Below are 11,988 nucleotides of genomic sequence, written 5' to 3'. Positions count from 1 at the left end.
CGGAGTTCGCCTCTCAAATATTTATATTCACGAAGTACTATAGTAAAAAAACAATGCACTGAGTATACTACCGTACGTAAACTGCTCTGATGTTCGACAAAAACGGAAATCTTAATTGGAAACAATAAAATCATTGTAGTATAAACAAAAAGGAAATCATTGAAGTGGAAAATAACTTTTTTATGCTTAACTGATGTGTGTTATAGAAACCATTAGAATAATTTATCTAAAATTCCACTTTACTAAAATTCCAATCCATTATATCTAGAATCGTTAATTGATTCATATCCACCGGCAATTCCATTATTATTTTCAACACCTGCATAGCCATCATCGAACCAATGATCCCTGGAAGTGGTCCCAGAACCCCGAAGCGATCACAATTGGGAACATCTTCAGGATTGGGTGGTTCGGGAAAAATATTCCTCAAATGTTTACTCCCTTTATAATTAAAAACCGCTAATTGCCCCTCAAATGCGTAAATACTTCCATAAACCAAAGTTTTATCCAAAGCAACACAGCAATCGTTGACAATATATCTTGTAGTAAAATTATCAGAGCCGTCGACCACAATATCGAAATTTTCAATTATTGATGAGGCATTTTCATCTGTGATTTTTTCATTTATCGGAATGATTTTTATGGATGAATTGAAAGCGGTAATGGTTTCTATTGCGCTCTCCACTTTGAGTTTGCCGATGTTTTTTTCGTTGTGAATGGTTTGCCGATTTAGATTATGTATTTCAACTTTGTCAAAATCAACGATACCAATCGTTCCAACACCTGCCGCTGCCAGATATTGAATTACGGGGCTTCCCAATCCACCGGCACCGATAACCAAAACTTTTGCAGCATCTATTTTCTGCTGTCCTTTAACGCCAATTTCTTCTATGAAAATTTGCCGGCTGTATCTATCGAATTGTTTGTCTGGATTCATTCTAATTCAATATTTTTAATTCAATAAACCGAGTCCCAGTCCTTCATCACCGGATCGTAACCTTTTTGTTTGATTACTTTTTTGAAATCTTCCATGCTACGTTCATCGCAAATTTCAAATTGTTCTAAAGATTCTTTGTCCATTTCGTAGCCACCTGGGTTAGTTTTGGAAGCCGCACTCATAGAAGTAGCACCCAAAGCAATGATGTTGTTTCTGAATTTTTCACTTTCTCGTGTAGAAATCGAAATTTCCAAATCGGCATTCCAAATCCGGTAAGCACAAATCAATTGCAACAAATCTCGATCTTCCATGATGAAATTCGGTTCGATAATACCCTCTGCTGGACGAAGCCTTGGAAAGGAAACCGAGTATTTGGTCTGCCAATAATTCTTCTGTAAATAATCTATGTGCAGTGCATTAAAAAAACTGTCCACACGCCAATCTTCCAACCCTAACAAAACACCCAATCCGATTTTGTGCATGCCCGATTTGCCAATTCGGTCTGGAGTTTCCAGACGGTAATTGAAATTGGATTTTTTTCCTTTCGGGTGATATTGTTTATACACTTCCCTATGATAAGTCTCTTGGTACACCAAAACCGAATGCACACCAGCTTTTTGTAAGGCTTGGTATTCTTCGGTTTCTAAAGGTTGAACTTCGATGGAAATATTCGCAAAATGAGGACGCAATAACTGAATGACATTGAGAAAATAATCAACGCCAACGATTTTATTCGCTTCGCCGCTTACCAATAAAATATGATTAACGCCCATTTGCTTTAGCACCATCGCTTCATGCATGATCTCTACATTACTTAGCGTTTTTCTTTTAATTTTATTATCCAAACTAAACCCGCAATAGGTGCAAATATTCTGGCATTCATTGCTCAAATACATGGGTGCGAACAATTGGATTGTTTTACCAAAACGCTTTTGTGTAATACGTTGTGCCATCACCGCCATCGTTTCCAATTCGGAAGCTGCTACAGGAGAAAGCATGATCAGAAAGTCATCTAAGTTATGTTTGCTTTTTTGCAAACTGAAAAGCACATCATCTTCTGATGTATTATAAATGCGTGTTTTTATTTCTTCCCAATTATATTGCTCAAATATTTCACTGAATTTTTTCATTGATTTCAATAAGTTTTAATCTAATAAAAAAGAAGTCAACGGACTCGATGCTTCAGCACGATTCTGTACCGACCCCAATCCGGCTTCGTAAGCTTTTCTTCCCGCAATCACTGCTTCTTTAAAGGCTTCCGCCATGCGAATCGGGTCTTTAGCAACAGCAATGGCGGTATTCACCAACACGGCGTCAGCGCCAATTTCCATCGCTTTTGCGGCATCGGAAGGCGCGCCAATTCCGGCATCAACAACAACGGGCACCTGACTTTGCTCAATGATAATTTCCAGAAAATCAATTGTTTTTAGCCCTTTATTGGTTCCGATAGGTGCGCCAAGCGGCATCACGACTGCTGTTCCGGCATCTTCTAATCGCTTGCACAACACAGGATCGGCATGGATGTAAGGCATCACCACAAAACCTAATTTCGCCAATTCTTCCGTGGCTTTTAAAGTTTCAATCGGATCGGGCAAAAGGTAGCGCGGATCGGGATGAATTTCCAGTTTTAGCCAGTTGGTTTCCAGGGCTTCTCTTGCCAATTGCGCTGCCAAAACTGCCTCTTTAGCGTTTCTCGCTCCGGATGTATTGGGTAATAGATTGATGTTAGGCATTTGTAACATTGAGAGCAAATCGTCTTTTGCTGCTATCACATCTACACGTTTTAATGCCATGGTTACGAGTTCGGATTGTGATACACAAACAGCATCACGCATTTGTTGTAGGTTTCCAAATTTTCCTGTTCCCAAAAATAATCGGGAGTTAAAAGCTTTATCGGCTATCGTTAAATTTTTCATGCTAATTTTTCTTTGATTTTTTGAATGTTTAACGGCTCTTGTGTAATCATTCCCGAAACGGCAATGCCATAAATTCCAGTTGCTTTTACAGCTTCTAGATCTTGTAACTCAATTCCGCCAATGGCATAAATAGGAGGAACTTTAGTTTGATGCTCTTTTAGATACTGGATTATTTTTCCATAACCACTCAGCCCTAAAATTGGACTTAGATTTTCTTTGGTTGTTGTAAACCGGAATGGTCCTAACCCAATATAATCGCAACCTTCTTCTATTCTTTTAAGCACATCTGAAATTGTATTAGCTGTACCACCAATGATTTTTGAATCACCTAAAATGTTTTTTGCTTTTTCAATGCTATCATCATTCAAACCTAAGTGAACACCATCTGCATCGAGCTCTTTGGCTATCTGAATATGGTCGTTGATGACACACACAGCATTATATTTTCTGCAAGAAACTAATGCATTTTTACACAATAAAAATAATTCATCTGGCATGGAATTTTTCCAACGTATCTGTATCCAATCGGCTCCGTTTTCCAATGCTTTTTGAATATTTTTTTGTTGTTCCTGCAGAGTATTTCCCTGCGAAATATATTGTAGTTTACTGTACATAATTGTGGTATCCCAGCAAAGTAGGATGGCTGTTTAAATATTGTTCAACATAGTTTTTTCCTGATCTGCAAGCGTCTTCCAATGGTTCGCCTAAAGCCACCCACGCTGCAATTGCGGATGACAACACACAACCCGAACCGTGTTTGTTATACTTTTTTTCCCGGGTTGGGTGGATGTGTATTTCGTTCCCATTCTCATATAAAATATCTACACCTTTTAAATCATTTCGATGACCGCCTTTTACTAAAATGGTAGTTTTATTGAATTGAATTTGTTCTTTCAACAACAGATATTCATCGTAATTCGGTGTGGTTAAATCAATCTGGTTCAAAACTTCTGAAAGTTTTCCAATATCATTTTTATTAAAAATTGAAAAACCACTCGAACTCTTTATGACTGGGTCCAAAATGATAAAAGTCTTGCTGCTACTGGATTTAATTGTATTAATGATTTCCTTCAAATAATTCATATTAGGCACAATTCCGATTTTTACTGCTTTGAATTCATAGCGTTTTACCAATGTTTTTATGCTTTCTATAATTATTTCTAACGGTTGCCATTCCAATTTAAATATTGCATCTTCGGTTTGAAGGGTATTGGCTGTAATAATCGCCATGCCCTGGACTTGAAGTTGTTCAAAAGTCTTAACGTCAGCTATTACACCTGCTCCTCCACTGGGGTCAAACCCAGCTATACTTAATACGAATGGACGATTTCTCTGCATGATAAAAATGATTTTAAAGGGTTTTCACTTTGCCAGATGCTTCCTAATAATGCGATTCCGTCTGCACCTTTTTGAAATATTTTTGAAGCATTATTTTGATTTATTCCGCCCAATCCAATTAATTTGACATCATGGTTTTTTCGAAACTGAAATTCGTTCAAAACTTTTTTTTCTAATCCATATCTCTGTTTAGAAATACTTAGAAATACAGGCGAGCAAAAGGCATAATCCCATTGACTACCCAAGGAGTTGAACTCCTCAATGGAATGAGTTGAAGTTGAAAGTTTATAATCATCCGAAAAATTCAAGTGCTTTTTCTCTAACCGATTTTTCGTATTAAAATGCAATCTTTTGATACCATAGCTTTTTGCCAAATGGTGATGACTGTGCAATACTAATTGATCACGAAAATTAGGGTCAATTGAAAGTATAAATTGTTCTAAAAGCTCTTCATCCATTCCGAATTTACGAATGTGAATCAAGTCCAAACCGTTTTCCAATAATTGATTTATCCAATTCGCTTCATTTTCAAAATCGAATTCAGATGTCAATACGATAATCATAAATAAATTTCCTTGCCCTGTTCTATGAATTCTTTTGATTTTTCCAACATGCCGTTTTCCGCTGCATCCCTGATTTCCTGTGTGATTTTCATCGAACAAAATTTAGGGCCACACATGGAGCAGAAATGTGCTATTTTCGCACCATCCGCAGGTAAAGTTTCGTCATGAAACTCTCTTGCAGTATCAGGATCCAAAGACAAGTTGAATTGGTCTTCCCAACGGAATTCAAAACGAGCTTTACTCAACGCATTATCCCTGTATTGCGCTCCTGGATGACCTTTTGCCAAATCTGCTGCATGCGCCGCCAATTTATAAGTAATCACGCCATCTTTCACATCTTTTTTATTGGGTAAGCCCAAATGTTCTTTCGGTGTAACATAGCACAACATTGCGCAGCCGTACCAACCAATCATCGCTGCGCCAATCGCCGAAGTAATATGGTCGTAACCTGGTGCAATATCTGTTGTTAAAGGCCCTAAGGTATAAAAAGGTGCTTCATCACAAACTTCCAATTGCTTGTCCATATTTTCCTTAATCATATGCATGGGAACGTGACCAGGACCTTCAATCATAACTTGTACATCATGTTTCCAAGCAATTTTTGTCAACTCCCCCAAGGTTTCCAATTCGGCGAACTGTGCTGCATCATTGGCATCGGCAATTGAACCAGGGCGTAATCCATCTCCAAGTGAAAACGATACGTCGTATTTTTTCATAATCTCACAAATTTCTTCAAAGTGTGTGTACAAGAAATTCTCTTTGTGATGAAACAAACACCATTTTGCCATTATAGAACCGCCCCGGGAAACAATACCTGTTACACGATCGACTGTCAAATGAATGTAGCGCAATAACACGCCGGCATGGATGGTAAAATAGGAAACACCTTGTTCTGCTTGCTCTATCAAAGTATCTCGAAAAATCTCCCAAGTTAAGTCTTCAGGAACACCTTTTACTTTTTCCAAAGCTTGGTAAATAGGAACGGTGCCAATTGGAACGGGTGAGTTTCTTATAATCCATTCCCGAGTTTCATGAATGTTTTTTCCGGTTGATAAATCCATAATCGTATCGGCACCCCAACGACAGGCCCACACCGCTTTTTCCACTTCTTCTTCTATACTTGAAGTAACGGCACTGTTACCAATATTGGCATTGATTTTTACTAAAAAGTTTCGCCCAATAATCATTGGTTCGCATTCCGGATGGTTGATGTTGCTTGGAATGATGGCTCTTCCGGCGGCGACTTCATCTCGCACAAATTCAGGAGTTATTTTTCCTTTTGGCGTATTTGCACCAAAGCTATCGCCTCTGTGTTGTTGCTGCATTGCGTTGGTTGCGCTGCCAAGTTGATCTATTTTCTGATTCTCCCGAATGGCAATGTATTCCATTTCGGGGGTGATGATTCCTTTTTTTGCATAGTGAAGTTGACTTACGGTCATATCTTTCTTCGCCACCATTGGTTTATGGCTATAATCAAAACGCAATTCATCTAGTTTTCTATCGGCAAGTCTTGCTTTTCCATATTCAGAACTGATACTGTCCAAAATAGCTACATCGCCACGGTCAATAATCCATTGCTCTCTAATTCTTGGTAAACCTTTTTGCACATCAATGGTAGCATTTACATCGGTATATGGACCAGAAGTGTCGTAAACCGTAATGGGTGGATTGATTTCTAAGCCACCGTTGCTGAGCTTGGTCGGACTTTGATCAATTTGACGCATCGCGACTTTAATGGGAAATAATTTTCCGTCGATATACACTTTTTTAGAATTAGGAAGCGGAGATTTCGAAATTTTTTGTTCGATCATGATTATTTGTATTTTTGAAATATTTACCCGCCTTGTGTTGCGGTAATGATGAGGATGAAATCGTTTTCTTTTATAGGAGTACTCTGCCAATTGGCAATAGGGATTACCAGGTTGTTAACCGCCACAGCAATGCCTTTGGATTTACCGGGTGCTTCCAAATGCATCAATGCTTCCAGTGAGGAAAGCGGTTGTTCGAATGATTTTTTTTTGTGATTGATAACAAGTTCCATTCCCATTTAAATTTAGTTTATAAAAAAACTTTAGGAATGGCCACAATTTGCGAAACGCAATATGAAGACATCTTACTTTTCCCTACGCTAGTATAATCTAGATCAGGTTCAAAGGGTAAAATCTCAGTTCGCTACAGCGAACACCCCTAAAGCTCGTTGACAAAGGTAATAAATTCAATTAGAAAAATCGCTAAGCTTTTGTTTTTATGATTGGTTTACTTTCTCAAAGAGGTAAAAAATCGGGTTTAAAACCGGCTACTCACCATCTGCAAAAGCTTCTTTGGAAGCCAAACCTAAAATTTTAAACATTTCTTTGTATTCATTAAATTCTGGGTTAGGATTGGTAAGTAATTTGTCGCCTGCAAAGAAAAATCCTACTCCCCAAAAAAACAAAGCCTGTCTTTTTATACTCATTTTTAACAAGATTAAAAATACAGGTTTTATATTCCCGGCGGACGTCTTTTTCTTTTTTTCTTCTTCTTGTAATGAGGGAGTTGTTCTTCCTCATTTTCGTATATCAATGGTTCAGGAGAAAGTAAAATATTCAAAACACTTGTAACAGAAACACCTATTGTGTCAATAAATTGGCCTAATTCTACATTATTATTCTGGTGGAGGTCTTTTGCTGTATCAAGTATATTTAGCTTGTCTGTATCATTTATTCGACTTTCAAGTTGATCCAACAAATAAATAGCTCTTTTTTGCTCTGGATTCCCATAATGGTGTAGTAAACGTAAACAGATACAATCATGAGTTTTATTTTAGTGTAAAAATAAAGACTCACAAACTTGGTTTGAATAACTGATTTATAAGTGATGAAAAAGAGTTAGAATTGGTAAGGAATTAATTGAAAGATGAAGGTAGCTAGAAATTTCTCAACAAATTCAAATTTATACCATACGGATATCAATTCTTCATTCCCTTTCTTTCTCTCACTTTGTAATTATGCAATATAAATTATTAAAGAATGGTACATCGCATCTATTTATTATCATTACTCATCGTTGGGATAAGCATGCAGTCTTGCTCTCAAAAGAAGTATCTCAATTATATGGATTCCAAAAAAGAATATATTTCACATCTGCAATCACTGTCAGATACTGAATTCAAAAAACAAGCACAGGCAGATGCTCAGTTTCTATCAACGGTTATCGATTCTATGTCTGGATTTTCTTTTTACTACGCCATTGGATTCGGCTTTGGCAATGAAAATAATTCAGATCAGGTAGATGCGGCGCAAGCTTTCTTTTTACCCTCGAAAGACAATATCACCAAAGATTTTAATAATCCAAACCGACAATTGTATTTTGAGCAAACTTTCGCTTTACCTTCATCTATATACGGAATTTCGGCAGGGTACAAAACAGAAGGATTTGACCTTATTACAGCAGACGAGTTGAAATATGATATTCAGAAAGTATTTGTAAATGAACAGGAAATTGCCCCCAATCAATTAAAAATGAGGCAAGCCGATAGTTTGTTGGTAAAGGCAACTTATAAATATCCGCTTCGTTTCGATTCATTGGCGATTCCGGCTAATGAAAACGAAATCACTTATGGCAATTACACATTGAACATCAAAGAAAGTCAGAATAATCGAATGGTATTTACTGTCCCCTTAGAGCTTTCGAATCGGGTGCTAGATTATAAAGGCGTTACAGCAAACGGAACCCTCATAAAAAGCAACAGCTTTTCCAAATTTCCCATTACTGAAATTGATGCTGAACTCTTAAACACGCTAAAAAATCTACGACAAAGTTTAGCTTCTGGTGATAAATCAAACATACTTAATACACTCAAAGACCTGCCCGATGAAACGATACAACACATTCATCAATTAGAGTCATTGTATCAGGAGTACCTGGAACACGAACAAATGACTTTTGAAGATGATTTTGAAGAAATAGAGCGTATAAGAAACCTGGCAGAAAAGTATGTAGCGGTTTTGGGCGTGAACAATATGCAATACGAAATTTCGTTTCCGAACACGATTAAGCATATCCAATTCTATGTTGCTCAAGATTATGATTCTATCAGCAGGAATTTTACGGTACGGAATCTTTTGACGGATCGCCCCCAATACAATGTTTTTTTGGATAAGGATAAAAAGAAATACGGCATTGTTGATGATAAGCAAAATATCATTATTCCGGCTACATACAATCAGTTACGTCATCGCTCGGATCTGTTTTTTATGGAACGCAAGGAAAGTGAGTTCTACACGTACTTACTCGACCCGAAGAAAAAAGAATTTCAAGCCTTACCAAAAGGAATGGTATTTAATTCAGAACTGAAAGAAAATGGTACTACTTACTATTTATTTGTGGATAGTAATCGAAATATGGGGGTACTCGACAAAAATATGGATGAGGTCTTGCCTTTTGAATTTGATGACGGCATGCTTTGCGGAAACACTTTTGTGATGTCCAGAAACTATCGTGGGCGGCAATATAAAGAATTCTATACGATGGAAGGAAAGCAGATCGAACTTCCGGAAAAAGTAAAATCGGTGGCTTGTAATAAAGGAGCAATTATCATTACCAATAGATTAGGGAGTTTTGGAGCACTGAACAAAGAAGGTAAACTTACTATACCGATGAAATACCAAACTCCTTATAACCCTTGGGCTTCTGACCGATTAATGAAGTATCAGGAAAAAATAGATGAAGAACAATCTCACTTTTCTGGTGAAACGATGAAAACCGGCCTCATTGATGTACAAACAGGAAAAACAATCGTTCCTGCACAGCAAGGTTTTATAGAAATAGGTTATTTCAATGATGGGCTTGCTGCTGCTGCCATTCGTGATAACGGTGTAACACGTATGGGTTACATCGACGAGCAAGGTGGGTTCGTCATCTCTCCAAATTTCGATTACGGTACCGATTTTTATAACGGTAAAGCCTGCGTACGTACAGAAGACAATAAGATTCACCTCATCAATACAAAAGGTCAGATTATTAAAACATTTCCGAATAGAACATTGGAAGAAGGATATACAGAACCTCGTAATTATGGTTCGCAAAGCGTATATGATGATAAAATTTACTATGAAATCAATGCTCAATACTATGATGAAGACGGAGAACCACTATCTCAGTCATTGATTGAAAAAATACAAAATAACAGTTAATTGACAAATACAAAAAAGATGAGATTTAAAATACATTTATTAATAGCATTCATCCTAATTTTGATGTTGGAAGCCTGCGGACAAAGCAAGATTCAATACGGAAAAGACCCTTTGCCGGTGGATGATTTTCAGTTTGATGCGATCGATTTGGACGTTTACTTTCAAGATGAAAGCATTTTCAAAATAGCGGGAGATAGTGAATATAATCTATCCAGCGAAGAAACTGTACTCAAAAACGACAGCATTATGCCGGGTTACATTACCTATTATACCCGAATGCGGTCTCAAGCCAAACCTTTAGCAAAATACGCTGGAGTGGAATTTGATAACTTGGGGTTGGTTACCGACTGGGAAGACGAACACTTATTGATGGTTTGTGGTACATCTACCCATAAAACAGCAGAGGAGGTGATGACAATTATCCAACAATTAAAAAAAGAATACGGAGCTGAACCTGAATTGCAAAAAAACAGTTTTATGGGGCAAAGTCAATTGATTTTGGTATACCCAAAGCCTGATAAGGAAGTACAGTTTTGCATCAAATTGCCAGATGTTGATTTTATCGATTGGTCAAAACAAGATATTTCCGAATGTGGTAATGAGTACGACGTTTACGAGTATCCTAAAAAAGGATGCATTTTGTTAACTCCGGAAATTGAAAACAAAATCCAACAAAAATTGAAAAAAGAAAACAATGACTGCTCACTCTTTATCACACAGGTAGATTTAGCTAAAGTGTTGAAACAAAAAAATGGTAGCTCAGGCTTTCTTGTCGATTACTGGAAAGGATACTAAAGATAAAATGAAAAAGAATATTTATCATATCACTGAGAATGACTCTCCAAAAACACATTATAAGACTACTGTTTTTAACTATGTTTTTTATGACAGCCTGTTATTCCTCAAGGGATAATTTACCAATTCAATTTGGAAAAATTGTGGTGAAACAGTAGGCTTTACGGCAGATCATATTCCTGTCGCAGTTGTAGATTCTGTTATACTTTATTATAACGAAAGAAGACTTTACATGAAAAATATTTCTAATCAGTAAACCTATCGTTTTTATGAAAGATGAAATATACAATTACCAAGCCTACAGCTACATATATAAATCTGTGATAGGATTTTTTATATTGGCGCTCTATTTTTGAAAAAAAATTATTTGCTATGTTATTTTTTTATGGTTTACGAAACAAAGTTACTAAAGTGATTCCACTACAATCTTCGCATATCCAATGTCAGCATTGTCATACTGCAAATATAAACATGAACATTGTAGGCAGGTATGCGTATTTTTTTTGGATACCAATGTTTAGTGTCGGGAAAACGGGAGCTGCACATTGCCAGCATTGTCAACAAGTTTTAAATAAACACCAGTTTACCTCTCAGCTTCACCAAGCTTATGATCAATTGAAAATGAATGCCAAAAATCCGATATGGTTTAACATCGGTGGGATTATCATCGCCATATTACTCATCATTCCTTGGCTTATATCTTTTATTAATATGGCTTTTAAATAAAAAACTATGCTTCGTTACTTCTATAAAAACATCAATGAATATTGTTCCAGACCATTGCAGAATTTTAATATTTATACGATTCTTGGTGTTCTAGTTATAGGACTGGTGATTTGTAGTTATTTATTTTCCGATAAAAAAATTGAAGATGCAGAATGGTTTGCCATTATTATTGTACCTCTTATCATATTGTTTTTTTACGGAAAGATGGTACATATCAAAGAAAAAGATTCCTTATTATCAGTTTCTATATTAGGTTTTTTTAAGCAACATGTTAAGAGTGATGAGTTTATCAGGTTTGTTATTGTCGATCGGAAAAGTTTACTTTTTATTCAATCAGGTTATAACTTAAAGGTAATTTTCAACCGGAATGGAAGAAGCCAGGAATTAACATTGTTTCGCGATGTAAATAAGAAAAAAATAGATCAGTTAATCAAAGAGATAGAGACGCTGTGGCTAAAAAGATAAGTATTGGTGTACTATGTGATCAAAGATAAATTCAAACTCAAAAAAGTATATCGATTGGTTTTACCTGTGATATC

The 11,988-nt window shown here is 36.6% G+C and carries 14 protein-coding genes and 1 riboswitch; of the genes, 4 read left to right on the top strand and 10 right to left on the bottom strand.

The window, feature by feature from the left end:
• Positions 1–226: 226 nt before the first annotated feature.
• The 10 genes from MG290_RS13515 to MG290_RS13470 form a co-directional block, all read right to left on the bottom strand.
• Positions 227–937 (bottom strand): HesA/MoeB/ThiF family protein, encoded by a 711-nt coding sequence (locus MG290_RS13515; RefSeq protein ID WP_264561763.1) that lies wholly within the window; start codon positions 935–937, stop codon positions 227–229.
• 20 nt (positions 938–957) lie between these two features.
• Positions 958–2,067: a 2-iminoacetate synthase ThiH gene (thiH, locus tag MG290_RS13510; protein WP_264561762.1), complete on the bottom strand. Its 1,110-nt coding sequence runs from the start codon at positions 2,065–2,067 to the stop codon at positions 958–960.
• Between the two features lie 15 nt (positions 2,068–2,082).
• Positions 2,083–2,853 carry a thiazole synthase gene (locus MG290_RS13505; protein WP_264561761.1) on the bottom strand — a complete coding sequence of 257 codons (771 nt, stop codon included), beginning with the start codon at positions 2,851–2,853 and terminating at the stop codon, positions 2,083–2,085.
• Entirely contained in the window at positions 2,850–3,467 is a 618-nt protein-coding gene (thiE, locus tag MG290_RS13500) for a thiamine phosphate synthase (RefSeq protein ID WP_264561760.1), read from the bottom strand. Before thiE ends, MG290_RS13505 begins: the two co-directional genes overlap by 4 nt.
• Positions 3,457–4,191, bottom strand: coding sequence for a hydroxymethylpyrimidine/phosphomethylpyrimidine kinase (locus MG290_RS13495; protein WP_264561759.1), 735 nt, complete (start codon positions 4,189–4,191; stop codon positions 3,457–3,459). Before MG290_RS13495 ends, thiE begins: the two co-directional genes overlap by 11 nt.
• Positions 4,164–4,754, bottom strand: coding sequence for a thiamine phosphate synthase (locus tag MG290_RS13490; RefSeq protein ID WP_264561758.1), 591 nt, complete (start codon positions 4,752–4,754; stop codon positions 4,164–4,166). The genes MG290_RS13495 and MG290_RS13490 overlap by 28 nt, the downstream gene beginning before the upstream one ends.
• Positions 4,751–6,565, bottom strand: a complete 1,815-nt coding sequence (gene thiC, locus MG290_RS13485) for a phosphomethylpyrimidine synthase ThiC (protein WP_264561757.1) — start codon at positions 6,563–6,565, stop codon at positions 4,751–4,753. The genes MG290_RS13490 and thiC overlap by 4 nt, the downstream gene beginning before the upstream one ends.
• A gap of 23 nt (positions 6,566–6,588) precedes the next feature.
• A complete protein-coding gene (gene thiS, locus MG290_RS13480) occupies positions 6,589–6,795 on the bottom strand; it encodes a sulfur carrier protein ThiS (RefSeq protein WP_264561756.1) in 207 nt (68 codons plus the stop codon).
• Positions 6,796–6,857: 62 nt separating this feature from the next.
• Positions 6,858–6,953: riboswitch (TPP riboswitch) on the bottom strand.
• Between the two features lie 97 nt (positions 6,954–7,050).
• On the bottom strand, positions 7,051–7,209 hold the full coding sequence (locus tag MG290_RS13475) for a hypothetical protein (protein WP_264561755.1): 159 nt from the start codon (positions 7,207–7,209) through the stop codon (positions 7,051–7,053).
• Positions 7,210–7,235: 26 nt separating this feature from the next.
• Entirely contained in the window at positions 7,236–7,478 is a 243-nt protein-coding gene (locus tag MG290_RS13470) for a hypothetical protein (RefSeq protein WP_264561754.1), read from the bottom strand.
• Between the two features lie 368 nt (positions 7,479–7,846).
• Between MG290_RS13470 and MG290_RS13465 the strand changes: the two genes are divergently transcribed.
• The 4 genes from MG290_RS13465 (at position 7,847) to MG290_RS13450 (ending at position 11,914) form a co-directional block, all read left to right on the top strand.
• On the top strand, positions 7,847–9,928 hold the full coding sequence (locus MG290_RS13465; protein ID WP_264561753.1) for a WG repeat-containing protein: 2,082 nt from the start codon (positions 7,847–7,849) through the stop codon (positions 9,926–9,928).
• Between the two features lie 18 nt (positions 9,929–9,946).
• Entirely contained in the window at positions 9,947–10,723 is a 777-nt protein-coding gene (locus MG290_RS13460; protein ID WP_264561752.1) for a hypothetical protein, read from the top strand.
• A gap of 471 nt (positions 10,724–11,194) precedes the next feature.
• Positions 11,195–11,449 carry a hypothetical protein gene (locus MG290_RS13455; RefSeq protein WP_272585698.1) on the top strand — a complete coding sequence of 85 codons (255 nt, stop codon included), beginning with the start codon at positions 11,195–11,197 and terminating at the stop codon, positions 11,447–11,449.
• Between the two features lie 6 nt (positions 11,450–11,455).
• Positions 11,456–11,914: a hypothetical protein gene (locus MG290_RS13450; RefSeq protein WP_264561750.1), complete on the top strand. Its 459-nt coding sequence runs from the start codon at positions 11,456–11,458 to the stop codon at positions 11,912–11,914.
• Positions 11,915–11,988 lie beyond the last annotated feature (74 nt).

Origin of the sequence: Flavobacterium sp. CBA20B-1 (assembly GCF_028473145.1) — a bacterium.
In the GTDB taxonomy this organism is placed as follows: domain Bacteria; phylum Bacteroidota; class Bacteroidia; order Flavobacteriales; family Flavobacteriaceae; genus Flavobacterium.
Note: the sequence above shows the minus strand (reverse complement) of the source record. Positions and strands in the feature narration are given on the sequence as shown.